22 protein-coding genes are annotated in these 24980 nt (G+C 54.1%); all 22 read right to left on the bottom strand.

All coding sequences use genetic code 11. The annotated features are described in order from the left end of the window. Nucleotides 1–21 precede the first annotated feature (21 nt). The 22 genes from CKW38_RS13140 to rfbB all read right to left on the bottom strand — a co-directional run bounded on the left by CKW38_RS13140 (nucleotide 22) and on the right by rfbB (nucleotide 24879). Nucleotides 22–825 (bottom strand): SDR family oxidoreductase, encoded by an 804-nt coding sequence (locus CKW38_RS13140; protein WP_007908497.1) that lies wholly within the window; start codon nucleotides 823–825, stop codon nucleotides 22–24. Between the two features lie 216 nt (nucleotides 826–1041). Next, nucleotides 1042–1377 carry a helix-hairpin-helix domain-containing protein gene (locus CKW38_RS13135; RefSeq protein ID WP_007908495.1) on the bottom strand — a complete coding sequence of 112 codons (336 nt, stop codon included), beginning with the start codon at nucleotides 1375–1377 and terminating at the stop codon, nucleotides 1042–1044. A gap of 110 nt (nucleotides 1378–1487) precedes the next feature. After that, nucleotides 1488–3482, bottom strand: a complete 1995-nt coding sequence (locus CKW38_RS13130; protein WP_095112935.1) for a nucleoside-diphosphate sugar epimerase/dehydratase — start codon at nucleotides 3480–3482, stop codon at nucleotides 1488–1490. A gap of 118 nt (nucleotides 3483–3600) precedes the next feature. Further along, nucleotides 3601–4614: a glycosyltransferase family 4 protein gene (locus CKW38_RS13125; RefSeq protein ID WP_095112934.1), complete on the bottom strand. Its 1014-nt coding sequence runs from the start codon at nucleotides 4612–4614 to the stop codon at nucleotides 3601–3603. After that, nucleotides 4611–5582, bottom strand: coding sequence for an SDR family oxidoreductase (locus tag CKW38_RS13120; RefSeq protein ID WP_095112933.1), 972 nt, complete (start codon nucleotides 5580–5582; stop codon nucleotides 4611–4613). Before CKW38_RS13120 ends, CKW38_RS13125 begins: the two co-directional genes overlap by 4 nt. Before the next feature lie 189 nt (nucleotides 5583–5771). Continuing rightward, nucleotides 5772–7151, bottom strand: coding sequence for an FAD/NAD(P)-binding protein (locus CKW38_RS13115; protein ID WP_095112932.1), 1380 nt, complete (start codon nucleotides 7149–7151; stop codon nucleotides 5772–5774). Further along, on the bottom strand, nucleotides 7148–7741 hold the full coding sequence (gene cysC / locus CKW38_RS13110) for an adenylyl-sulfate kinase (protein WP_095112931.1): 594 nt from the start codon (nucleotides 7739–7741) through the stop codon (nucleotides 7148–7150). Before cysC ends, CKW38_RS13115 begins: the two co-directional genes overlap by 4 nt. A gap of 170 nt (nucleotides 7742–7911) precedes the next feature. Beyond that, complete coding sequence (locus tag CKW38_RS13105) at nucleotides 7912–9258, bottom strand: glycosyltransferase (RefSeq protein ID WP_095112930.1); 1347 nt, start codon at nucleotides 9256–9258, stop codon at nucleotides 7912–7914. Between the two features lie 54 nt (nucleotides 9259–9312). Beyond that, nucleotides 9313–10248: an NAD-dependent epimerase/dehydratase family protein gene (locus CKW38_RS13100; RefSeq protein ID WP_095112929.1), complete on the bottom strand. Its 936-nt coding sequence runs from the start codon at nucleotides 10246–10248 to the stop codon at nucleotides 9313–9315. A gap of 95 nt (nucleotides 10249–10343) precedes the next feature. Next, on the bottom strand, nucleotides 10344–12557 hold the full coding sequence (locus CKW38_RS13095; protein WP_256588371.1) for a glycosyltransferase: 2214 nt from the start codon (nucleotides 12555–12557) through the stop codon (nucleotides 10344–10346). A 9-nt stretch (nucleotides 12558–12566) separates the two neighbouring features. Further along, a complete protein-coding gene (locus tag CKW38_RS13090; RefSeq protein ID WP_095112927.1) occupies nucleotides 12567–13730 on the bottom strand; it encodes an acyltransferase in 1164 nt (387 codons plus the stop codon). Next, nucleotides 13723–14175 (bottom strand): hypothetical protein, encoded by a 453-nt coding sequence (locus CKW38_RS13085; RefSeq protein WP_256588370.1) that lies wholly within the window; start codon nucleotides 14173–14175, stop codon nucleotides 13723–13725. The genes CKW38_RS13090 and CKW38_RS13085 overlap by 8 nt, the downstream gene beginning before the upstream one ends. Before the next feature lie 125 nt (nucleotides 14176–14300). Beyond that, nucleotides 14301–15362, bottom strand: coding sequence for a glycosyltransferase (locus CKW38_RS13080; protein ID WP_095112926.1), 1062 nt, complete (start codon nucleotides 15360–15362; stop codon nucleotides 14301–14303). A 3-nt stretch (nucleotides 15363–15365) separates the two neighbouring features. Next, complete coding sequence (locus tag CKW38_RS13075; RefSeq protein WP_095112925.1) at nucleotides 15366–17087, bottom strand: sulfotransferase family 2 domain-containing protein; 1722 nt, start codon at nucleotides 17085–17087, stop codon at nucleotides 15366–15368. Between the two features lie 16 nt (nucleotides 17088–17103). Then, entirely contained in the window at nucleotides 17104–17718 is a 615-nt protein-coding gene (locus CKW38_RS13070; RefSeq protein WP_176472321.1) for a class I SAM-dependent methyltransferase, read from the bottom strand. After that, nucleotides 17693–19027 carry an ABC transporter ATP-binding protein gene (locus CKW38_RS13065; RefSeq protein ID WP_095112922.1) on the bottom strand — a complete coding sequence of 445 codons (1335 nt, stop codon included), beginning with the start codon at nucleotides 19025–19027 and terminating at the stop codon, nucleotides 17693–17695. The genes CKW38_RS13070 and CKW38_RS13065 overlap by 26 nt, the downstream gene beginning before the upstream one ends. Further along, nucleotides 19017–19835: an ABC transporter permease gene (locus CKW38_RS13060; protein WP_095112920.1), complete on the bottom strand. Its 819-nt coding sequence runs from the start codon at nucleotides 19833–19835 to the stop codon at nucleotides 19017–19019. The genes CKW38_RS13065 and CKW38_RS13060 overlap by 11 nt, the downstream gene beginning before the upstream one ends. Nucleotides 19836–19888: 53 nt before the next feature. Then, nucleotides 19889–20878 carry a glycosyltransferase family 2 protein gene (locus tag CKW38_RS13055; protein WP_095112918.1) on the bottom strand — a complete coding sequence of 330 codons (990 nt, stop codon included), beginning with the start codon at nucleotides 20876–20878 and terminating at the stop codon, nucleotides 19889–19891. 171 nt (nucleotides 20879–21049) lie between these two features. Next, on the bottom strand, nucleotides 21050–21970 hold the full coding sequence (locus tag CKW38_RS13050) for a glycosyltransferase (protein WP_095112917.1): 921 nt from the start codon (nucleotides 21968–21970) through the stop codon (nucleotides 21050–21052). A gap of 55 nt (nucleotides 21971–22025) precedes the next feature. Then, nucleotides 22026–22916 (bottom strand): glucose-1-phosphate thymidylyltransferase RfbA, encoded by an 891-nt coding sequence (gene rfbA / locus CKW38_RS13045; protein WP_007908453.1) that lies wholly within the window; start codon nucleotides 22914–22916, stop codon nucleotides 22026–22028. Then, complete coding sequence (gene rfbD / locus CKW38_RS13040) at nucleotides 22913–23806, bottom strand: dTDP-4-dehydrorhamnose reductase (RefSeq protein ID WP_007908452.1); 894 nt, start codon at nucleotides 23804–23806, stop codon at nucleotides 22913–22915. Before rfbD ends, rfbA begins: the two co-directional genes overlap by 4 nt. After that, a complete protein-coding gene (gene rfbB, locus CKW38_RS13035; protein WP_176472320.1) occupies nucleotides 23803–24879 on the bottom strand; it encodes a dTDP-glucose 4,6-dehydratase in 1077 nt (358 codons plus the stop codon). Before rfbB ends, rfbD begins: the two co-directional genes overlap by 4 nt. Between the last annotated feature and the right edge of the window lie 101 nt (nucleotides 24880–24980).

The following is a 24980-nucleotide window of genomic DNA, read 5'->3' as shown; positions in this document are numbered from 1 at the left end:
CCGTGATGACCTCTGATCAATTCAATTGCCGGACTTGTAGCGCTGGGCTGCAGCACTGCGGGAAAGGTTCGGTGCCATGACATGACGAGCCGCTACAAAGGCATGCCATTCGCCTGCGTCAGGTAGCGAAGGAATGGTGATCAACTCGCCCTGATCCAGACCGGCCAGCGCCGCATCGACCATCTCGCCTGCGTCCATGACCATTTCTGCCGGAATGCCACTGGCATCGATACCCGAGCGCTCCCAGATTTCGGTGCGGGTCACGCCCGGCAGCACGGCCTGGATCTGCACGCCGGTGCCTTCGAGTTCAGTGTTAAGCGATTGGGTCAGGCTCAGTACATAAGCTTTGCTGGCGCTGTAGGTAGCGTTGAAGCGTTCCGGAAACAACGCCACCACCGAGGCGATATTGATGATCGTGCCACGACCGGCCTTGGCGAAACTGGCAGCAGCAGCCGATGCCAAGCGGGTGACTGCGGTGATGTTCAACTGGATCAGGCGCTCCAATTGGTCCATATCGGCGTTGGCCAGCAGTCCGTCCGCTGCCACACCGGCGTTATTGACCAGCAGGCTGATGCTCGAATCACTGCGCAAGCGCTGTTCGAGTTTGAGCACGTCGTCCTTCTGTGTCAGATCGGCCTTGAGAACTTCAACCTGAACGCCATGGGCGTCACGCAACCGGCTTGCAGCACTTTCCAGACGGTCCTTGTCACGGGCAACCAGCAGCAGATCAAAACCACGCGCCGCCAGGCGCTGAGCGTAAATCGCACCGATACCGGACGATGCGCCGGTAACGAGAGCAGTACCTTGGGATTGGGCGGAACTCATGAGAATGCTCCTGGAACGCTTGATGAAGGAAGTTGCCGATGAGCCACGTTGGCTCGACGCACCGGCAAATTATTATAGGCATAATCCAAACGCAATATGATAGCCGTAATTTTAAAGTGGCCGACGGCTGCCCTCTCCACCAACACTAGCGGCCATACGCTGCGCAAGTAAAAAAGGCCGGTCAATGACCGGCCCCCTTGGCGTTGAACACTTAGCTTAGTTGACTTCCAGCTTGTCGCGATTGCGATCCAGAATCGCCTTGCCAATACCCTTCACTTCCAGCAACTCATCCACCGATGCAAAAGGCCCGTTTGTTTCACGATAAGCAACAATCGCTTTGGCCTTGGCCTCACCAACTCCTGCCAGCTCCTTTTGCAGCGTTGCCGCGTCGGCATCGTTAAGATCGATTTTTGCACTCAGGGAAGGTGCCGCGGTATCCATCACCAAAGGCGCCTTGGGCGACTCCGCTGGCGCAACAGGTGCGGCAATAGCGGCGATCGAGGCGCTGGTAAGGAAAGCGAAAATCAGAGAGTAGAAGTAACCGGTACGCATTAGTGACGCTCCATCATCGTTTGAGAAAGCAGCTTTTCCGAAGCTGCTCTCCAAACGTAGGTCATGCTGGAGCGATGTCAAAAATGCGTGCGTTACAGGATGTGAAACAATCAGGGTTCGAGACGGCGTTGCTGATAGATCCAATCGACGATCTCGCCGTCCGGGGTGTAGCCACTGACCGTTTCACGCAGGAGCTGACGAACACGGGAATAGTCATCTTTATCAACAGCTGCCAGAAGTTCGCCAAGTCTGGCTTTCAATACGTCCCACGGCAGATGATCTTCATTGGCCGACATGATCATCGGATGCGGCGTCGCCACCACGTTGTCACCGATCAGCAGCTCTTCGTAGAGCTTCTCCCCGGGGCGTAATCCAGTGAATTCGATACAGATATCACCTTGCGGATTACGATCGGAACGTATGCTCAAACCTGACAGATGAATCATTTTCTCTGCCAGCTCCACGATTTTCACAGGTTCTCCCATATCCAGAACAAACACATCGCCGCCCTGCCCCATGGATCCCGCCTGGATCACCAGTTGCGCGGCTTCAGGGATGGTCATGAAATAGCGGGTGATTTTCGGGTGAGTGACCGTCAATGGCCCGCCCGACTTGATCTGGCTATGAAACAGCGGAATAACGGATCCCGACGAGCCCAGGACATTCCCGAAACGCACCATCGTAAAGCGGGTTTTATTGACTCGGGAAACATTGGCGTTATCGCAGAACAACACCGGAGCCACTTCACGACTGAGCGCCTGAAGCGTCATTTCGGCGAGACGCTTGGTGCTGCCCATGACATTAGTCGGCCGTACCGCTTTGTCGGTGGAAATCAGAACAAAGTTGGCAACTCCCGACTGCAATGCAGCCTGAGCCGTATTCAGCGTACCGATGACGTTGTTCAACACGCCTTCGGCGATGTTGTGCTCGACCATCGGCACATGCTTGTAGGCGGCCGCATGGTAAACCGTGTCCACCTTCCAGGTTTTCATCACATCAAGCAGTTTGTCCTGCTGGCGAATGGATCCGAGGATTGGCAGTAAACGAACCGGAATTGATTCTCGGCAAACGCGCTGCTCCAGTTCCGACAGAATGCTGTAGAGATTGAATTCGCTGTGCTCGAACAGCAAAAGCGTAGTGGGCCCCAACGAGAAGATCTGCCGACACAGTTCCGAGCCGATTGAACCACCGGCCCCGGTGACCATGACCGTCTTGCCTTCGATGCAGTGCTTGAGCAAATCCGGTTGAGCAGGAACCGCATCACGACCGAGCAAATCCGCTATATCCACTTCCTGGATGTCTTCGACCTTGACTCGACCACTCGCCAAATCCGAAAAATTCGGAACACTGCGAACATGCAGCGGAAAGCCTTCGAGCAGATTGAGAATCTCCCTGCGCCGCGCTCGTGTAGAGGACGGCAATGCCAAGAGAATTTCCTGTGCCCCCGTGACATCTATCATTTGCTGGATGTGTTTGGGCTTGTACACCTGAAGCCCGGAGATTGAACGATCCGAGATGCCGGGGTCATCGTCTATGAAGGCCACCGGACGCAATACACGCCCCATACGCAGGGCCGCGACCAATTGGTTGCCGGCCACACCGGCGCCGTAGACCGCCACCTTGGTCAATCCATCGTCGCGGTTGGTGAATGGCATGTGCTGCGCCGCATTGAACCAGTCACCCATGAAGTACTGCCGCATACACAGACGCAATCCGCCAATGATCACCAGGCTCAACCACCAGTAGTTGAAAATGATCGAGCGAGGCACAACGGCCTGGTGATTGCTGTACCAGTACACCACCAACGCTAGGATCAACGCAGACAGACTTACGGCCTTGACGATCGCAATCAGCGCGTCATTGCCGAAGTAGCGCATGACCGCGCGGTACATGCCAAAGCGGATGAATAGCGGAATGGCAATGACCGGAGCGCTGACAAAAAGCCAAAAGTGGGCTTTGAGCGGATTATACATGTCGTCGATGCCCAAACGGACAATAAACGCGAGCCAAAGCGCAAGCCATACCAGGAACGTATCGGTGGCTACCTGAAGAATCCGTTTGCGCCGTCGGGGTAACCCCAACAGATAAGTCCTGACTTTATCCATAACCTCGCCCAACACCTGAGTACACTCCGCTCAACTGGAGGCATAAGCTGCAACGCCTCCAGGTACAACAAATACTGTAAACCCAAAAAGCCCTATCGTTGTTTACTAGTTTGACGATTTACCTTTCCAGTTGCCCCGCCTGATATTTGACCGCCAGCCATATCAGTGGAACGTAAGCCACCATCAGCGCGAGGGCACCGTCAATACGGAAATAAACTACGCAGAACGCCATAGGCAACAGCCAAAGCATATTGATAACGGCGACAGCACAAGTGACTGGCAAATGCTTGCCGAAACGACGTGATGCAAATTGATAGGCGTGGCTACGATGTGCTTCATACACCTTGTCCCCTCGCAATAGTCGCCGCATCAGTGTGAAAGTTGAATCGACAATGAACACGCCAAGCAATATGAGCCAGGCCCATAACAACGCTGAATCAGCCCAGCCCGCGTGCAATGCCATGCCCCCCAGGATCACGCCCAGAAATCCACTGCCAGCGTCGCCCATGAATATTTTGGCAGGGGGGAAATTCCAACACAGAAATCCCGCTGCGCAGATACCGAGCATGAGGGCGGGCCAAGACAATTCTGGCACGCCAGCCACCCAATACAGAAGTACGCCCCCCACGCAGGTCGTGACAGCTTCGACTCCGGCAATTCCGTCTATACCGTCCATGAAGTTGTAGAGATTGAGCATCCAGACCAGATAGACCACCACGAATATTTGCCCAATCCAGCCCGCCTGCAGATCGACGCCGAAGACCGTCAATGCTGGCAAGCCGCCTATCCAGTAGACAGCCCACGCGGCGGCCAGAAAATGCGCCAGAAGACGCCAGCGCGCGGCCACATGACCGTGATCATCGAGAAAACCGACAACGGCGGTGATGCTCCCTGCCCCAGCCAGTGAAATGAACACCGCGGGTGCAACGATGCCAGAGAAAAACAGGACCGTTATCGCCACGAGGAACGTCACAACGATCGCGACGCCGCCTCCGCGCGGTGTCGCCACGACGTGCGAACTGCGCTGATTGGGAATGTCTATCAAGCTGCGCGATATCGCGTAGCGCCGCAGTAATGCAGTGAGCATGAATGAAAGTCCGGCAACCACCGGAATAAGCCACCAACACGTCATGATTTTCGCGATTCCAGAAATGGCTTTACCGTTTTGCTCAGGCCCTGCCCCAGAGATACTGGCGGCCCCCATCCCAGTAGACGCTTGTTCTTTTCGATATCCACCTGTAGCGAACCGAATACCCTTTGCGCCACTGCCCCTTTACCCATCAGTCCTGCCATCACTTTCATAAATTCCACAGGTATTGGCAGCAGCCAGACGGGTTTGTTCAGGGCTGCGGCGATCATACGCAAAAGCCGGGTGGTCGAGACATCCTCGCCATCACTGACGAGAAAAGTCTGGTGCGCAGCGCAAGGATGCTCGAGACATGTTTCTATCAAATCAACCAGGTTATCCAGGCTGACCAGGCTGCGCCGATTATCGATCGCTCCGAACGGCAACGGCACTCCGCGCTGCAGCCAGCGGATCATGCTGAGGAAATTGGCCTTGACCCCCGGCCCGTACACCAGCACCGGGCGAATGATCACCAACTCCATTGCGGTGGTAGCCACCAGCTGTTTGAGACCCAGTTCAGCCTCAAGCTTTGAAATGCCATAGGGGTCCGCGGGGGCCGGAATATCGTCTGCGGTGTAGGCGCAACCTGGCTCGGTACCCTCGCCATTGACCTTGATTGAACTGATGAAAATGAACCGTTTGACCCCTGCCGCCGCAGCCTGTCGCGCCAGATTCAAAGTCGCGTCGACATTCACGCGCCGAAACTCGGTGAGCGGATCAGTCGCGGTCTCATCCATGACATGCACGCGAGCTGCAGCGTGGACTACGGCATCAACGTCGCCTAGCACCGGACTCCAATCAGTTGTCGCGGACAGTTCCGTGATCTTGAAGCGACGGACAGCACCGGGAAGATCAGGGCATTCGATCCGTAATGCCGCTATCAATGAATGGCTCTTCGAACGCGCCAGGTGCTGCAGCAACGCTGAACCCACGAATCCGGATGCGCCCGTAACCAGCAGGCCTTTGATACTCATTGAAGCCGACCTGCAGACATAAAATATGCACCAGGCACGAAACCACGGTTATTCATCAGCCAAAATCCCGAAACAGGCAAAGTCGTTCGTGACATCAAACTTGATTGAGCAATATCGTCATTGGGTCATAGGCTTTTGGTCAGTGTCCGATACATGGGAGGATCTGAGCCAAGCGAATGACCCTGCGTGCTACTCGCTGAATTTTGCAGTAATCCGTTTGGCCAGATCCCGGGCATAGACTCTCAACTCCGGAACAGCCGTGGCCTCCCAGAATTGAGCCTTCAGCATCGGCCCGACATAGCTCAGCCAAGGCGTGCCGACACCGTGACTATTGCGGGCTGCCAGTGATTCATCCACGCAGACCCCGAGCTCAAGCGTGTCGGGCTGTATGAGACCCGCCTCACACAACTGCACGATCAGGCGATCTTCGACCCTGGCCAAATTCGAGTTCGGCCCCGTGCAATTAATGATGTGGGAAACGTCTATGGCTTTGACAGACTCTGCCCCCCGCATCGCGACGTGTACACGTAGACCGTCGTGCATCGGAGCGATGTCGCAGATTCTGCCCGCCATCGGGCGAAGTCTGCCTTGCTCGATCTGCTCGCTGAATGCTGCGTAGGACGCCGGTGCGACCCGGTGCCGATGAGCATCCCAATACACCTGCAAATGGCGCAGAAAACGCTTTCGCTCCTTCTCGCTCAAAGCTCCCCATAACTGAGCGGTAATCGGCCGCAGCGCACCGACGATATCGCGCCAGTCGATATCATCACCCGCCGCCGCTTCAGCCATCGAACGCACTTCGCGCAAGTAGCTCAACGCGCCAGGCTTGCAGGAACGCATACGTTCTACGACATCGAAGCCGATTGGTTTCGTATGTCTGGAGGCTCGATGCGGCAACGGCTGTACACCACGCCGGGAAAGCATGTAGACCGGTCCGCGATGACCTTGCTGATCAAGGGTCAGCGCCACATCCAGTGCGGTCAGACCAGCACCCATCAACAGAATCGGTGCATCCGCAGCAATTGGCACCTCAATCGCGCCGGACCATGGGTCAGCCAGATAGCGACCCTCTCTCTGGGCGCCGACAGTGATGGAAGGATTGAAGGGGGCAAAATTACCGAACGCGAGAATCACATGATCGGCTGTCAGTTCGCGGCCATCGGCCAACTGTATCAACGCCTTGTCGCCTCTCGCTTCAAGACTGTGGGCTTCAGCGGTGATACGCTCGAAGCTGATGCCGGCGCCGCAATTATTCTCAGCGTCGGCGAGCAAACCCGACAGATACTCGCCATAAAGTTTTCGCGGTACAAAAGACGCTGCCGTAGTGCCAGGAAAACGGCTTTCACAGAATCGCAAAAAATGCTCTGGCTCATCAGCCAGTGCGGACATGTTCCCGACCGGGACGTTCAGCAAATGCCGGGAGCTATTGGTGCCATAGGCTAATCCGCGCGCCATGTCGCCGGATCGATTGAGCAGCACTACATGAGTACCGACCCCACAGGTCCGCAAGAACTGAATGGCCGTTACCGCACCACTGAAACCGGCACCAATGATAATCAGGGTTTTCAAGGCTCGATCCGTCCGACCAGATATTGCATTATCCTGGCGACGGCACTGGGTACATCATCTTCCAGTGTATTGATGCAGATATCAGGATTGACCGGCGGCTCATACAGTGAATCGATGCCGGTAAAGTTCTTCAGATCACCCGAACGGGCCTTCTTGTAGAGGCCTTTTGGATCACGGTTCTCACACTCCAGCAGCGGCGTGCTGATGAACACTTCGACAAAGTAAGCGTCCCCGATCACATCACGCGCCAATGCACGGTCACGCTGGAACGGAGAGATGAATGCGGTCACTACGATCAGCCCAGCGTCGACAAAGAGTTTGGCGACTTCAGCGATTCGACGAATGTTTTCCGTTCGGTCAACGTCACTGAACCCAAGATCACGGCACAACCCAAGACGCATGTTGTCGCCATCCAACAAATACGTATGACGATCCTGCTCAAGTAATGCTTGTTCCAACGCGTTTGCAATGGTTGATTTGCCTGCGCCGCTCAGACCCGTAAACCACAAGACCGCAGGTCGTTGTTTCTTGATCGAACTGCGCTGGCCCCGGTCGACGACCATTTGATGAGCCACAAGATTTTCAGCCATCGTAACTACACCATTGCTCTATACATTTAATTAAATTCAGGCTTCCCATCCCGGAGACTATTTCACTCAATCCGGATGAAGCCCAGGCCCAAAATCAAGCGAGAAGGATAGACCCGGTGAATGTTTACGCCAAGGAAAACCCACTGAAGCGAGGAAAGTAGAGAATTTCCCTACAGGGGTCGCCCCCACTCCTGCAGTAATTCTTCAACATAAGCTGAAATGGATTTGGGTGGTCGCGAGTTCGCTGCAAGACCGGCCAACAGCCCCCTTTCCTCTAGCAAGCGCTTCAAGGCAAGGCTCAACGCCTCAACACTGCCTGGCTCAAATAACAAACCATCGACATCGCTGGTGACTGCTTCTGCGATGCCAGGCACATCGGAGCCGACGACCGGACAACCCGCTGCCTGAGCAGAGTAAACGACAAGGGGGGTATTCTCGTTCCAGACTGAAGGTACAACCAAGGCATCCAGACCACCCAGCACATTGAATATTTCCCCATTGGGAAAAGTACCGCAGAAAGACACCGATTCATGACCGTCAGCCAATTGTTTCAACTCGGCAACGTATTCGGGAAAGTCCGTATGCTTTCCGTATATATTCAAACGCAACTCTTGGGCAGAAAACCGCTGAATGGCCCGCAACAGCACATGACATCCTTTATGTGACGCAAGTGTGCCGATGAAACCCAGAACCAAGGGGCGTTCTTCGCCTCGTCTGGCGCGAGGCAAGACAGCGTGATCCAGATCAATACCATAAGCAGATTTGACGACGATATCCGAACGCACGCCGTGCTTCAGTAGCAGAGCCTCAATCATATTGTTGGGCGCAAATATGCCGTTCAGAAGATTGAGTCGTCGAACATTGCGCCCCAGACGATTTTCAAGTGCGTGCACTTCTGTAACCAACGAAGCCTCGGGCAGGAATGGCGATCGGGCGACCCTTACCAGCGCATCAGCAACTTTGTCCGGAAGCGCCGTAATCAGTTTTCCGATCTTCGGACCCGCGAGATTGGCCGAAAAGTGTACGACACAATTACCCGCGTCGGGACTGGGTCCCTCACAGGCACGTCCACCACATCTGAGTAACTGTCCGGTAGGACAAATGCTCCAGAAGTCGGTTGGCGTATAGAACGCTGGAACGCCTGCCGCCACGGCCTTTTCGATCAGGCCAGTGCCGAGGCGATTGAGATGGAAAAAGTGCACAACGTCAGGCTGAAACTCACTCAGCAGGTGCTCGAAATAGTTCGCAGCGAGATGGTTGTCATAGCCGATTTCGATTTTGGAGGTCTGGTCCCCCATGGCCTCGTAGGCGTGGAGGAAGCGATCGACCGGGATCCCATCGTAATGGTATCGGTCGAATCGCTCGTCATCGCCGAGCGCCGTGGTCGCCGGATACCCGGTGAATACGCGAACCTCGTGCCCCTGAGCGATCAAGGTCCTGGCGACAGACAGCGTCAGGACTTCCGTACCAGCAGAAAATTCCGGGAAAAACTGGTGAACCGTGAGCAGTACTTTCACTCCAGACCGCCACCAGCAATTGCAAACGACTGATGACCGCTCACGGGTTAACCCTCACTTTTGCGCGTCTTGCTGCTTTGCCCATTCGAAGGTTCTGAAAATCCCTTCCTTCATGGAGACTTTAGGCGTCCACCCCAACTCATCCCGAGCCAGATCGTTACTCAGCACGCTGACAGGCACGTCGAAAGACCGCCCCGGCTTGTAGTTTCTGGCGACGGGTTCGCCACTGACGTCCTCAATCATCGACATGAGGCTGTTAAGACTGGTGCCGACACCCGAACTGATATTGAAAACGCTGGCGCTACCCGAGTAGGTAACGGCCTTGGCAAAGGCTTCTGCGACATCACTGACGTGGAGGAAGTCGCGTTCGACACTGCCGTCACCCCAGACTTCGATTGGCAAGCCTTTGAGTACGTTATGAATGAATACACCCACCGCCCCTTGTGCAGTTTCCACACGCTGGCGCTCACCGTACGGATTGGCAACCCGAAGAACGACAGGTTTGATGCCATAGAGGTGGTTGTACATCTGAAGATATTTCTCGATGGTCAGTTTGGTAATGCCATAGGAAACTTCAGGATCTGTCGGATGTTTTTCATCGATAGGCAGGTATTTCGGCGCACCATAAACCGTGCCGCCGGAAGAAATGAACACGATTCTTCCAACATTGTGCGCAACCATCGCGTTCAGCAATTGCAAACTTGCGACAACATTGCTTTGCACATCATAAACCGGGTCTTCGTTCGAGCTTTTCGGCAAAGTTGTAGAGACCAGATGAAAAACCACATCTGCACCCTCTACTGCCTTGTTTATATCGCTGGTTGACGACAAGTCACCTGTCATCCATTCGACACATTCATGTGATAAAAACTTACGATATTCAACCACGCGCGGTCGTTCAAAAACGCGAATGGAATGCCCATCCTGCAACAACCGATCAACAATGGTTGATCCAATAAAACCGCCGCCGCCAAACACTGTAATTTTCATAAAAACTCTCGACTGACATCGAAGTCATGGCAATAAAATTGACGTTAATCAGCCAACAAAAATGACAAAAAAAGTAACACATGCGTGCAAAAGCGTCAAGAAACCAACACTTTCAACTTCCGCAGTATATTTTGTATCAGGGGTTTATCGAGCAGGTACTTCGCCACTCGATATTGGCGGATTCGCGCAATCAACAAACGCGAAATGCTGCCACTGACTGGCACCTCGGTTTGAGCGTCATTTGTCAGGCAATGAGTGGAATAAAGGTAATCCAGATACGAGGTCACGCGACGATTTTCCAAGGCCGTCGTTGCCAACTCTCTCGCCAGCCCCGCCGGCAAAAACGGTTGTGGCGCGTGCGCTCGATTGACTTGCGCCTCATCCAGTATTTGTAACCACTGACGTTGGGTGGCGGCTGCAGTGTAGTGAGCCTCGATCAACTGCCGACAAGCTTGTGCCTTGCGCTCACGCATCGAGGCATCCAACGAGAGCCGTCGCAATACCTCGACATACTGGCTGACTTCATCTGCACCATGGGGAATCAGATAACCGGTTTCGTCACCCACCAATTCATCCTGCCCGCCAACATCTGCGACCACCGGCACGACCCCTGCCGCCATTGACTCCAACAGCGCTACCGAAATTCCCTCATATTCCGAAGGCATCAGCAACACATCGGAAATCGCCAGCAACGATAGCCACTCGGCATGCGGTTTTGCGCCTACAACGTGAACCTCTGCGTCCAGATCGTACTGCCTTATCAACCCCTCGAATTCCGAACGCAACTCGCCCTCGCCGATAATTAATGCATTGAAACGGACACCGGCCTGCTTCAGGGCGTGGAGAATTTCCGCCAATTTCAGCGGGCGCTTCTGATTGCACATGCGCCCGGCAAAAATGATAGTCAACGCGTGTTCGTCGAGGCCGAAACTGCGCTGAGTCTCAGCGCGCTGAGCTTGCGAGAGCGAAACCGGGTGCGACTTGATTCCCGTGTACATGACCCGGATTTTTCCAGCATCGGCATTGCGCTGGGCCATCCATTCGGACAAATGACGTGTACTCACCACATTCATGTCCAGGGCGTCTTGATAGCCGACTCCGAATCGTGGATGCCCGCCGTTGAGCCAATGCATTTCTTCTGTATGACACAAGTCCAGGAATGTCGTCTTCGATGCAATCGTGCGCAAATAGGGAAGAAGTTGATAACCCAGGGTGCTTCCGGCAATCAGCACGGTATCCATCTGCCTGGAGGCAATGAGATACAACAGGAAGCGCGGAAAATCCGATAACGACAGAAAATTCGGCAGGACGAAAATATCCGCAGTCAGCTCCGCAAACCTGTCCTGCCAGCGATGATCCGCATCAAGCGTGGCACATACGGTGACATCGGCCCCACCGGCCACAAGGCCCTGGATCAGGTCGATATTGACTCGATCGGCTCCGCCTTCGACCATCCACGGCAGCAAAAACATGACCCGTCTGCCATTCGCATTGCGCTTCAACGGGTTTTCGAAACCAACACCTTCGGGCAATGATTCATAGGCCGACGGATAACGGCGCTGAGGAGCGGGGACAGGCTTGAGCGGTATCGCAGGCGTCGTCGCAACCCTCTGCGCCTCTGGCACGTTGCCACAGGTCTGCAAACACTCTGCAATGGTAAAACCCCAATGGCCGGCGTCCGCCAGACTCACCAGAAGCGGAGTCGGATCCCGACCGTCGGGCGAGATGATTACGTGCGAACTGACCTGCAAAATGGCCGACTTGCGAGCCACAATACCTCTGACCTTGGCGTGAGGGTTATCCAGGTAATACTTACCCTCGATCAAGTTCTGCCGGTTCGTCACTCCCCCGTCTGCCGTCATCACACCGAACGAGTTGCAAAAGGCAAACTCAGGGTTGGATTCAAGACACCAGATTCCCTTTTCAATGAAGGTCGGATCGAACGTCGTCGCCGCATCTGCCAGTACGAGGTACTCCGGTCGCACCCAAATGTCATGGCCAAAAGTCAGCTCTGCCCGACTGACCATCCGCACACGCTCGTCACCCGCCAGGGTTTCTACAAAAGCCACATTGAGGACCTGCTCCTCACTTTTGTCGAAGCAGATCAGCCACTTCCAGGCCTGGAATGTCTGGCCGCACAGCGACCGATACAGATCGGAAAAATCCGTGGAAGCATCACTGGAACTGCTGATGACGAGAACGTAGTCCTGCGCGAGAGCGCCAGTTTCCGAAATGTCCGCTTGGTATCTTTTCGTCATTTTTCCAAAACCGGAATCAGGGGCAAAATCATGCTGCATGGAGTTCGACATAACGATTGATTACTTCCCTGTTCCGAAACGTTGAAGGCCTTTCAAAAACTTCAGCATCGACAAAATATTCACGTCACGAAGCCGTAGAAATGGCTTCTCCACGCAGGTATACGTCAGGTGCGCGAGCGCGTAAACGCACGCAATGAAAACGGGATAAGCCAACCATGGATTGTCATAGACAATGGTCTGCAACCCATAACGGTTCAGCACATTGATCACTAATATAAAAGCGAAAATATGGCCGAGATAGATCGAATAGGAAATCAGGCTTGTGTATCTCACAAATCGGTTAAGCACCTTCGAACGTGATGCGCCCAAACTGAAAAATGCCGGGATCAATGCTGCGAAAAATATCGCCGAACATGTGAAGAACAAAGACTGTTCAAGCTTGCTGCCCGCAGTCCACGGCAACCCTTGGCGAGTCAGTACGATCAGTGCCACAGCGAATGCAAAAGGAACATACCAAAACCTGGCAAGGCGATCGAAAATCTGTTTGTGCCACGTGTAGATGTAGGCAATCAAAACACCAAAACCGATAGCGTCCAGCCGATAGAGGACAACATACCGAGCATCATCGTAGCGCACCGGCTGAATAGGCAATCCGATACGCGCGAGGAAAGGTACGACCATGAAGATCACGATGACGATCATTGCCGCGCGTCTGACACCGGCACCCAGGCCAATCATCAACATCATGACCAGCGGAAAGGTGTAATAAAACCATTCTTCAACCGCCAGACTCCACGACAGGCGATAGAAGTCTGTCATGTTCCAGGCAAAGTTCTGGGCGAATATCAAGTAATGGAATTGCTCGACAAAGGTGGTCGCACCGGCCCAGTCAAATTTCAGCGAAACGAAAAAGAAAAAGAAATAAAGCGGTAATGTTCTCATCCATCGGCGATACCAGAACCCGGTCAGTCCGCCGATTTTCTCCTCCCGCCAATGCGTCGCCTCTTTAAGCAGAATCCTGCCAATCAGGAAACCACTCAGGCAAAAGAACAGATCTACGCCGAACGTTGCAAGAAACGCAAAGCCAGCCAGGACGGGATGAGGTTTCGAATGCGCCAGCATATGCCCAAACACAACAAGCAGACAGGCGAGGGTTCGACAGACATCGAGACCGAAGGAACGGTGGGCGGTGGGAACTGAACCGACGGGTAAAGGGTTATTCATCCAGGTTCACTTCTTTATTCCACAGAATGTCACAGCAACGCCCCTCGGGCATTCTGAACTGTCCTAGCGCAACCCGACTGATTGCAACAGGCGAAAACTCCACCCGGTATTGGCAAGAAACGAGGCCTTCCTGAGTTTTGATTTCGACTGGTTTTAAAGCCTTCAGATTGAACTGCTGATTTATGAAACCCTCAGCTCCCGCATTCGAAGCATCGGTGGGGTATTGATGCAGGAAGAACTCATCGCCCAATTTGTCGATGTCGCAGCCCTTCACTTCCAGCGTGAGCGCTGCAGCCGTTACTGCCATATCTAACCCTTGCGGAAGAACAACCGGGGCAGGCACTGCCATATTGCCAACTCCCGTCCAGCGAGCGAAGGCCAGCACCCCGATCGCAATAAACGCAAAAAAGAGCCCCCCCCTCAAAATTTTCAGATCGACCCTCACTCACTGCCCCATATCAAAAATAACATTACACACAACAGAAACCGCTCTCCGACGGACCTTCCGTCCGCGTAAATCCGGCAACGCAAAAATGAAGGTCCGACCGGAGAGTAAGCCTGTTCTTCCGATTACAACGCGCGAAGCTTGCGCACTACCTTACCGGCAAAACGCCGCAACGGGCTGGTGACGATAGGCTTCGGCGCTACCGGCTCGACTGCCGCCGGATTGAAAAAATCTTCCTGGCCAGTAAGGGCAATGAAATCGAGATACGTGAAGCCATGAATCGACTCGATCTCTGCTCGCTGCTCGGCATCGTTCATCAACTGATACAGATGCTCGACACCAAACAACCGCGTACCCGGGCACCCGCCGATCTGAATAGCGAACATGGCCAACAAGTACCCGCTATTTGCCCCTTTTGGAGTGACCCACCGCTCACTCTCCGGAAACGCCTCCAAAATGTCGGCCAGAGGCATGCCTGCGTAGTGCTTTTTCTGCAAGTACCATTCCAGCCACATCCGGGCACGCCTGTCGGGACGCGCACCGCTCTCATTGGACTGATCCGAGAAAATGCGATGCAGGGTCAGTCGTTCCTGAACGACATGGATATCTGCAATTTTCAACAGGCGCGTCCACATTTCCGCATCGTCCGTCTGCGCATTTGCGCTTCTGTACAACCCAGCTTTTTCGTACGCACTGCGTCGAACCAATGCGCTTGGGTGGCACAACTGGTTCTCGTTGAAAAACAAGGAACGCAACCAGGCGGTCCGCGGTTTGTTCGGCTGGTTGAACCACTCGACGGCGAGTGGCCGGTTGTTCTCATCAATACACTGAACATGTGAAAACACTGCACCTACGCCAGGATTAGCGTCCAGCACAGCCGCTTGCTTCTCCAGTTTATCCAGTTCCCAGGCATCATCCGAATGGTGGATGGCAATGTACTCACCGGTACTTTGCGACTCGATGGCCCGATTGATGTTGTAAATATAACGACGCGTCCTGTCATTCTGAATCTTGATGATTCGCGGGTCATTGTAACTTTCGATCACGCCCCAGGACCCATCCGGCGAAACGTCATCCACAATGATCAGCTCCCAATCAGTAAACGTCTGATTGAGAACAGAATCGATAGCCTGCCCGATAAACTTCTCGTGATTATAAGAAGTCAGTACAACCGAAACCTTTGCCACTTTTTATTCTCCTTTGCGCCCTTTTACGAGCCGCCCGGCTTTACGCAACCGGCTAACCAATCCAGCTTCGACAAAGCGATAAGCCGCGAGATATCGCTTGTGTTTAAGGGCAAATGCCTCACGCTCGGAAATCAATGATCCAACATTCAGTTTCAGTTTCTCTAGCTCGGCTCTCGACCATTCCAGTTGAGCATTGGATTGCGCCAGATCGGTGTTTGAGCGCGCGAGTTCGGCGTTTGACATGGCCAGTTCAGAGTTGGACCGTGTCAGATCATTGCCAGACTGAGCCAGCTCGGTATTTGATCGTGCCAGGTCTGCTTTCAGTCGCGCCAGCTCGGAATTCGATTGAGCCAGTTCGGAGTTCGATTGCGCCAGATCAGATTTCGATTGCGCCAAAACGGAGTTTGCCTGGACCAGCTCAGACTTCACTTGTACCAAAAAGGAATTTGCCTGGACTAACTCAGACTTCACTTGTACCCAATCGGCAGTCACTTGCACCAATTCTGAGTTCAATCGCTCAACATCTGCCGCCGTCGCCGCCAACTCGGATTTCAATTGATTGGCCTGGGATGCGGCCTCGGCCAGCTCCGCCTCCAGCCGTGCCCCTTCAGCATTCCTCTTGGCCAGCTCTGCATTGGACTGGCCAATTTCGGAGTTCGCTTGCGCGAGCGCGGCGTTGGATTGTGCAAGCTCCAACTTCAATTGCTCGAGTTCCGCACGCGCCATCTCGAACTTTTCAACCTCACCAGCGCAGAAGCCTTGCAGGTTAACCAGCTCCGTTTCCTTTTCCTTGCAAACGGCCATCCAGTTTTCACGCTGCTCCGCCAGCCACTCCTTGTCCTTCAACAATGCCGAAAACTCGGCACGACATTGCTGCCGCATTTCGCCAATCCGGGCATGTCGGCCACGCAGAAGCTCGATTCCCTTCAACGCCAACGTCAGATGTTCCTGCGAAAACTTCTCTTTGGCCGGCGGTAGTTCGGTTGAGTAGCCGTAAACTTCAAAGTCTTTCGCATACAGCCGGTCAATCAGCGCTTTAGCTCTTGGGCTGATAAATTCCGGCAGATAAGGAATCAGGCTCTCGTTGGCTTTCGACGTGGTGAACGGATTGACGTAAGCATCACCCAGATGAGCACGCAACGCGTCGTTCAACGCGCTCGTGTCCTCAATCTTCGATACAACGGTGTAGGGAAACAGCTGAGGCTTGAGCAGGTCATATTGCGGCGCCCAGTGCCAATCCTTGAAATCATCGATTTCATAGGTGTTCAGGTATTCCAGAAAACACTCGAACGCGGCAGCGACATCAAGCATGGTTTCAACCGGGCATTCTACAAACGCTTGTCCCAGATAAGGTTCGATCTGATACGGTTCGCGCAGCAAGATCTTTGACTGCCAAGCCGAAAAAAGCCGCTTGTACGGATTTCTTACCAGGGCAAAACTGAAGAAACCGTCAGCCTTGATTTCCTCGAGTTGCTCCGGTGAACGAAGGCACAATTGTGGTGCAGCGACTTGCAACGAGTCATGAATGACAAGCTCAGGATCGGTTTCGGAACTGGTTTTGAGTTGTCGAATCGCCTCGGCAACGCCTTCCATCTCAGCAAACCACCATTTCAGAGATGTACAAGCCACCTTAGGCGTTGCTACGTAGAATAATTTCCGCTCCTGTGAAACACAGCTATTCCAGGTAAGAAAATCCAACAAACGCTGGTCGTCATTGCTCGTCATTACCGTCCTCTCAGGCTTATTGTTTTTTCTTGAGCACGGAAACTTTGCCAACGCTGATGCACTCTTCGTACGCCTGCGTCGCGAGCAGCTCATTGATCAGAATGCGTGGCCCCAGAACCGGGTCAGAGGCATCGTCAAAAGCAATGCATGCGCCCTCAGCCACATGCGGCAACCAACACTCGAAATCGCGTTTCACACCTTCATAACTGTGATCACCATCGATCCACAGCAGGCCCACGGGCTCGTTCCACTTGGGAACGATCATCTCACTGCTCATATTGATCAACGAGACAATCTCACTGCATTCAGTGATCAACATGGTTTTGTAAAATTCGGTACGATCCTTTGGGCCGAAAACGCCACCGAGCACCCCGATGAAGGGCTTGTGCGGATCGACGGCATAAACGGGGGCCTTATGGCCGGCAAGAGAGCCACGACCGAGGAAAACGGTAGAACGACCGCGGTAGGAGCCGACTTCCACGATGCAACCAGACTGGACCAGACTGGCCAATTTATAAAGAACCAGCCCCTCTTCCAGACTGATCATGCCATCGGTGATCTTGTGAAACGTGTGGATATCCCTGAGTTGATCCGCAGGAATGCTGTCAGAGTAATTCAAGTGCTGGCTCATTATTAGAAGCGTCCATATAACCAAAAGATCTTGTGCCCTGATCCGATACCAGTCGGAACATGAGCGCATCCAGAATTCTGTGACACAGGGCAGGCTCACCCTCCGACCAGACTCCTCCACCAACGAAGTATACGCCCGGCAGCATGACCATCTTGAAACTGTAGGTGACTTTAAAAGTCCGGTCCGTGCCATCGCATTCGAAGTACTTGCCCTCGTCCGGGAAGCGTTGGCCGGTAATCACCACACCCGATACGGTTCGTATATGCGTGGCGAAGAAAACCCTTGAGACGGATTCCTTCAGTTCCCCCGTCATGACGATATCGTAGTCACCGCCCGCCTTCAGAACATTGCATCGGCGACCCTGCTTATCGAAGATCTCGAAGCTGTCGATACGAGCGCCCTGCTCCGGATAGACGGTTGTGGACTCGGGAACCATTCCAGGATCGAAATACTGATCCTCCGGCGCCTCCTGCTCATCAACCTCGACCCTTTCGACGTCGCTGGCTTCGATAGCGAGTTTTTGGCTACCTATCTGCCTGAACTCTTCAATCAACCTCGGCTGCTCATCCGCCGGCGCATAGATCAATTTCTGATACGCGCGCACCACCTCCATCGGTGACCCTGTGCAGATGCGCTCACCACGTTCCATCAGAATCGCGCGATCACAAAGCTCAACGACTTGCGGTCCCGAGTGAGACACGAACAGGATCGAGGTGCCCTTGGCCTTCAACTCATCCAGGCGAGCAAAACACTTGCGCTGAAAACGCTCATCACCGACCGCCAACGCTTCGTCGACGATCAGGATATCCGGATCTACCATCGCCTGAACCGCAAACGCCAGACGAACGATCATGCCACTGGAATAGGTTTTCACGGGCTGATGTATGAATTCGCCTATATCAGCGAAAGCCGTGATGTCGTCATAACGCTCATCAACTTCGGCCCGACTCAAGCCGAGGATCGCAGCATTCATGTAAACGTTTTCATGCCCCGTGAATTCCGGATTGAAACCGGACCCCAACTCAAGCAAGGCACCAATGCGACCCACTGTCTGCACCTGACCGGCGCTTTGATTCAGTGTGCCGCAGATCACTTGAAGCAACGTCGACTTGCCACTGCCGTTGCGGCCGACGATACCGACAGTTTCGCCTCGCTTGATATCGAACGTGACGTTCCGTAGCGCCCAGAACTCGTGGTAGTACTGTTTGCGCTGACCCGCAAACATCTGCGCCAGTCGATCCCTCGGCTTGTCATAGATGTGATAACACTTGCTAACATCCTGCAGCTTGATTGCAATATCAGAGGACATCGGCAAACCCCTTTCTGGTTTTCTGGAAAAAGGCAAAGCCAAGGCAAGCGACAGTTATTCCGATGGCGGAATAGATGCCAAGGACTTGCCAATCCGGTTGCTGCCCGAAAAACAGAACGCTTCTGACGTTCTCTACCGCAGCGGTCAGCGGGTTCAATTGCAACAAGCTTCTGTACTCCTCCGGCACCGCAGTGGCGGGATAGAAAATAGGCGCTAGAAACATCAGGCCGCTGGTCACCAGGCCGATGAAGTGCGCAACGTCACGCATGTATACACCCAGCGAAGCCAACCCCCAGGACAAGCCCAGAATGATCAATATCAATGGTGCGATCACCACGGGCAGATAAAGCATGGTCACAGGCGGCATGCCGAACACGATGCCGTACGCGACCGTCCAGACAATCAAACTCACCAAAGCATGAAACAAGGACGCGCCGACGATCACGCATGGCAGTATTTCCAGCGGAAAGACTACTTTCTTGACATAGTTGCCATTGGAAATAATCAAGTTCGGTGCGCGGGTGACGCACTCGGAAAACAGGTTGAACACCATCAATCCGGCGAACAGAATCAACGCGAATTCCGACTTCGAATCACCTGCGCCTGCCCACCGGGAATTGAAGATGAAGCTGAAAACGAACGTATAGATCGAGAGCATCACAATAGGATTGAAGAACGACCACAGAATCCCCATGAAAGAGCCCCTGTAGCGACCGATAACCTCTCGCTTGATCAGTGCAGCGATAAGCGCGCGATTGCGCCAGACACTGGTAAACATGACGCCGGGCGAAGCTGAAAATATCTGCATCAGCCAGCAACCTCAAAAACATTCATAAATAAACTCCATTGATACATTCTTGATCAAACCCCTTTGAAAATCACAGCGACCAGCAACCCCAAATTCCCCATGAACGTCTGCCGATAGACGCCGGAGCGCCATATACCGAACAGACGAGTGGGCAGATTTCGGGAACGGGCAGTTTTGAAACGCTGTAACACTTCACGATTCTGTTCTGCGAGAAGAAACTCCACGGCTTCCAGATTACTGATGTTCTGATCGATCCAGCGACTGAGTCGCCCCTGGAAAAGCTTCTGTATGCGAACAATGGTCGACTTGAAACCGGTGCTGGCACCAATCGAATTAGCTTCATGCTGGCGATACAGAAGATGCGGAACCTCATCGAAATGGAACAGCCCACCGGCGCCGGTCACCAGCAGATAAGCCCACCAGTCATGGGCGACGATGTTCAGATGCGCTTTGGACCTCAACAGTTCACGCGCGGCACGATTGAAAACCATCGTATTGCCAGCGGCTATGTTCTGAACCAGAGCATTGGGAAAGCCGAAAGTGCGAGAGTAGAGTGGCGTCAGCCCCACGGCCACGCCCTCTTCATTGACCAGGGTCGTCCGGGTGGCGTACAGCGCCGGGACATCGACGGGCACCTGACGCAACCACGTCAAGGCTGCGCTCAATTTGTCGGCGGCCCATATATCGTCTTGGTCCGACCAGGCAAAGAAGTCAGCGTTGATTTCTTCCCGGCAGGTCACTGACATGAAGTTACTGGCAAACCCCGTTCCGGGACCTGAAAACAGCGTGACCTTCTGATCACCGAGACGCGCTTGAAAAGACTCAAGAATATCGCGTGTCGAGTCGATTGAACCGTCATCAGAAACAAACAGGCGCCACTGAGCATGATCCTGATGCTCGATGGAGGCCAATTGCTCACGGAGGAACCGTTCACCGTTGAAAGAGCACATCAATATCGCGACAGTCTCACGTCTTTCCGATACTTCGACAATGTCGGAGTCCAGGCTGGAGCTCGCGGAATCCGCTGACAAAGGGCTTGACACTGTATGCTCCACTGCAATTAAACACTGGCCGGGAAAGCTGAAAATCCAACTCAGCGTTTCTGCCGCACCTGCTCCATTCGTTCCCTTCACGAAGCGCGCGATTATAGAGAGTTTTTATCATCGTGGTTAGGCTTCGAGCAGCCCCACCCCGATGACACGCACCTCTCTGGCTCAGGACTTCCTCCCCACTGCCGCCGTGAGGCAGCAAACAAAGAAGAACAGAAACTTGTCCCTGAACCGACGGCGACATTGCCCGCCGTGCAGTGATAGCAACAACAGATCACGTCGCCGCAGCTTCAGCCAGCGCCTGACAAATGGCGCGTTACCTACCCCGATCAACAACGCGATAATCCCGACCTGACTGAACCACCAGCCCTCATGAATGGTTACATATCGCTGCAGCAACGATGAAAGCCCGGTATTGGCCCCCACCTGGTTACTCTCATGCTGGCGATAGAGCATGCTTGAGTGGGAATCGATGAACCATTCGAACCCATGACTACGGGCAAAGGCATAGCAGTACCAGTCATGCAGACTGACCTGCTGCAATTGCTCCCAATCATGAATGACCTGTTGACGCAGTGCCGCGGCAAGCTGAGGACTCAGGACGTAGGTACAACCGGGTCCCGCCGCCTCAAACAAAAAGTCCCAGGCCACTTGCGGCTGACTCTTGTCGAGCAGGATCGTTTGTCCGTCTGGCCAAAAAGCCGTGACATTGCTTGAGTAGGCATCAACCCTGCGCGAAGCGAGCGTCTGTGTTGCGCGCAACAGCTTGTCGGGGTGCCAGATATCATCTTGATCCGCAAACGCCACAGCATCGTAGCCCTGCAAATCAACATCTCGAATCAAACGAAAAAAATTGCGCGCCGCACCACCAAAACGCCCGGCAGGAGGCAAAAGAATCACGCGACTGTCGACCTCTCCGAGAGCTTTGCACCAGGCCTCGGTGCCGTCATCGGACAAATCAACGCTGATATGAATAGTGACATCGACGGACTGCTGACCGAGGATCGAGGCTACCTGCTCCTCGATCCACTGCATGCCATTGTAGGCAGCCAGCAAAACCGCAATCTTGGGATGTTTTACTGGCATGCCATTCCTGCTAGCAGCGATTGAACCCACCGATTGAAAGCGCGAGGCTTTCGAATCAGCGAGAAGGCGAGTCCAGCAGTTTTTGCAGGTACTGACCGTAACCGGTTTTCTTCAAGGCATTTGCCTGAGAACCCAGCTGCTCTGCTGTTATCCAGCCATTGTGGTAAGCAATTTCTTCGAGGCACGCTACTTTCAAGCCTTGACGCTGCTCGATGGTGTGAACGAAGTGACTGGCTTCCAACAAGGAGTCATGGGTACCGGTATCCAGCCACGCGAAGCCACGGCCGAGCATTTCGACATTCAGCGACTTCTTATTGAGGTAGGCGCTGTTCACATCTGTGATTTCCAGCTCGCCTCGCTCCGACGGCTTGATATTCTTGGCGATTTCCACGACCTCGTTATCGTAGAAATACAGACCGGTCACCGCGTAGTTGGATTTCGGCTTCAACGGCTTTTCTTCGATGCTCAGGGCACGGCCTGTCGCGTCGAACTCGACCACGCCAAAACGCTCCGGATCGGAGACGTGATAACCAAACACAGTGGCGCCACTCTTCTGCTCGTTGGCGGAGCGCAGATTGTCCGAGAAGTGCTGGCCGTAGAAGATGTTGTCACCCAGGATCAGGCAGCAAGGGTCCTTGCCGATGAACTCTTCACCGATGATGAACGCTTGTGCAAGTCCATCCGGGCTCGGCTGCTCGGCATAAGTCAGCTCGATACCGTAAAGGCTGCCATCACCCAGCAATTTGCGAAAGTTCGGCAGATCTTCCGGCGTGGAGATGATCAGGATCTCGCGCATGCCGGCAAGCATCAGTACCGAAAGCGGGTAGAAAATCATCGGTTTGTCGTAAATCGGCAGCATCTGCTTCGACACGCCGAGGGTCAGCGGATGCAGGCGAGTGCCCGAACCGCCGGCGAGGATGATGCCTTTACGATTATTGGTGGTCATTTGTTCAGAACTTCCCTAAGCATTCGAGTTACACCACTTTGCCAATCCGGCAAGTGTAGAGAAAAATTGTCGCGCAGCTTTTGTGTATTCAAGCGCGAGTTCAACGGACGACGTGCGGCAGTTGGATAAGCCGTTGCCTCAATGGGTTCAATTGCCTGTACGGCAAGCGACTCGCCATTGGCCTTGGCAAAATCCAGCACATGACAAGCATAGCCGTACCATGACACTTCCCCAGCGGCCGCCAGATGATACAAACCGGACAGCTCCGGGCGCTTGAGCGCTTGCTGCAGTGCCAGTGCGGTTATATCCGCAATCAGATCGGCACCTGTCGGCGCTCCTACCTGATCAACGATGACATTGAGCTTTTCGCGCTCTTTACCCAGACGCAGCATGGTCTTGGCGAAGTTGCCGCCACGAGCGCTGTAAACCCAACTGGTACGAAACAGCAAGTAACGGCAACCGGAGGCCTGGACGGCGCGCTCCCCTGCCAACTTGCTTTCGCCGTAGCGATTCAGCGGCTGCGGCTCGTCGCCTTCCAGCCAGGGCACTTGTCCCTGACCGTCAAACACGTAATCAGTCGAGTAGTGGACCAACCAGGCACCCACTTCACGAGCTTCGTCGGCGAGAACCTGGATAGCTTGCGCATTCACCAGATTAGCCTGATCTGGCTCGGACTCGGCAGTGTCGACGGCATTGTAAGCTGCCGCATTGACGATCACGTCAGGCTGGACCTTGCGGATTGTCTCGCGCAAGGCCGCCAGGTCGGTCAAGTCACCAGACAACCCGTCAACGCCATGCCGACCCAGTGCGATCAATTCGCCAAGCGGCCGGAGGGAGCGTTGCAACTCCCATCCCACCTGACCATCCTTTCCTAGAAGAAGGATCTTCATGCCTTGTTCGATCGATCCGCGTAGTTCTGATCGATCCACTGCTGGTAGCTGCCGCTCTTCACGTGCTCTACCCATTCGGTGTTGGTCAGATACCACTCGACGGTCTTGCGAATACCCGTTTCGAAGGTTTCTTCAGGCGTCCAGCCCAGCTCACGCTGGATCTTGCTGGCATCGATAGCGTAACGCTGATCATGGCCCGGGCGATCCTGGACATAGGTGATCAGACTGGCATGCGGGCGATGTGCAGAATCCGGACGCAGTTCGTCAAGCAGGGCGCAAAGTGTATGGACCACTTCGATGTTCTGCTTTTCGTTATGACCACCAATGTTGTAGGTCTCGCCGATAACACCCTCGGTCACGACCTTGTACAGCGCACGAGCATGGTCTTCTACATAAAGCCAGTCGCGAACCTGATTACCTTTGCCGTAAACCGGCAGCGGCTTGCCTTCCAGCGCATTGAGAATGATGAGCGGGATCAGTTTCTCGGGGAAGTGGCAAGGGCCGTAGTTGTTCGAGCAATTGGTGACCAGTGTTGGCAAACCATAGGTGCGAGCCCAGGCACGAACCAGGTGATCGGAACTGGCCTTGCTGGCCGAGTATGGCGAGCTTGGCTGGTAAGGCGTAGTCTCGGTGAACAGATCTTCCGGGCCTTCAAGATCACCATACACTTCGTCAGTGGAGATATGGTGGAAGCGGAAGTTGCTCTTGCGGGTATCGTCCAGCGCCGACCAATAGTGGCGTGCGGACTCGAGCAAAGTGTAAGTACCGATGATGTTGGTCTGAATGAACTCGGACGGGCCCGAGATCGAGCGATCAACATGGGACTCAGCGGCAAGATGCATGATCGCATCCGGCTGGTGCTCACGCAGAACACGATCAACCTGCTCGCGATCACAGATATCAACGCGTTCGAATGCGTAACGCTCGTCTTGACTAACCTCGGCCAGCGACTCCAGATTGCCGGCGTAAGTCAGTTTATCGACGTTAACGACAGAATCGGTGGTGTTGGCGATGATGTGACGGATGACTGCCGAGCCGATAAACCCGGCGCCGCCGGTTACTAGAATTTTCACGCGGAACCATACCCTTGAGCTGCGGACAGCGCCATCAACGAGCACTGTCTAATCCATGAATGCAGAAGCCACCAAACATGAGGCTTCCGTCAAAGTCAGTC

The sequence above is a fragment of the Pseudomonas sp. Irchel 3H7 genome, from assembly GCF_900187605.1.
Lineage (GTDB): Bacteria > Pseudomonadota > Gammaproteobacteria > Pseudomonadales > Pseudomonadaceae > Aquipseudomonas.
Note: the sequence above shows the minus strand (reverse complement) of the source record. Positions and strands in the feature narration are given on the sequence as shown.

Coding starts and splice junctions, on each gene's coding strand:
- CKW38_RS13050 (WP_095112917.1), bottom strand. CDS start 21,970: ATGCCAGTAAAACATCCCAAGATTGCGGTTTTGCTGGCTGCCTACAAT.
- CKW38_RS13070 (WP_176472321.1), bottom strand. CDS start 17,718: ATGAGCCAGCACTTGAATTACTCTGACAGCATTCCTGCGGATCAACTC.
- CKW38_RS13135 (WP_007908495.1), bottom strand. CDS start 1,377: ATGCGTACCGGTTACTTCTACTCTCTGATTTTCGCTTTCCTTACCAGC.
- CKW38_RS13095 (WP_256588371.1), bottom strand. CDS start 12,557: ATGTCGAACTCCATGCAGCATGATTTTGCCCCTGATTCCGGTTTTGGA.
- rfbD (WP_007908452.1), bottom strand. CDS start 23,806: ATGAAGATCCTTCTTCTAGGAAAGGATGGTCAGGTGGGATGGGAGTTG.
- CKW38_RS13130 (WP_095112935.1), bottom strand. CDS start 3,482: ATGGATAAAGTCAGGACTTATCTGTTGGGGTTACCCCGACGGCGCAAA.
- CKW38_RS13075 (WP_095112925.1), bottom strand. CDS start 17,087: ATGACGAGCAATGACGACCAGCGTTTGTTGGATTTTCTTACCTGGAAT.
- CKW38_RS13090 (WP_095112927.1), bottom strand. CDS start 13,730: ATGAATAACCCTTTACCCGTCGGTTCAGTTCCCACCGCCCACCGTTCC.
- CKW38_RS13100 (WP_095112929.1), bottom strand. CDS start 10,248: ATGAAAATTACAGTGTTTGGCGGCGGCGGTTTTATTGGATCAACCATT.
- cysC (WP_095112931.1), bottom strand. CDS start 7,741: ATGGCTGAAAATCTTGTGGCTCATCAAATGGTCGTCGACCGGGGCCAG.
- CKW38_RS13140 (WP_007908497.1), bottom strand. CDS start 825: ATGAGTTCCGCCCAATCCCAAGGTACTGCTCTCGTTACCGGCGCATCG.
- CKW38_RS13060 (WP_095112920.1), bottom strand. CDS start 19,835: ATGCAGATATTTTCAGCTTCGCCCGGCGTCATGTTTACCAGTGTCTGG.
- CKW38_RS13120 (WP_095112933.1), bottom strand. CDS start 5,582: ATGAGTATCAAAGGCCTGCTGGTTACGGGCGCATCCGGATTCGTGGGT.
- rfbA (WP_007908453.1), bottom strand. CDS start 22,916: ATGACCACCAATAATCGTAAAGGCATCATCCTCGCCGGCGGTTCGGGC.
- CKW38_RS13065 (WP_095112922.1), bottom strand. CDS start 19,027: ATGTCCTCTGATATTGCAATCAAGCTGCAGGATGTTAGCAAGTGTTAT.
- CKW38_RS13125 (WP_095112934.1), bottom strand. CDS start 4,614: ATGACGTGTTGGTGGCTTATTCCGGTGGTTGCCGGACTTTCATTCATG.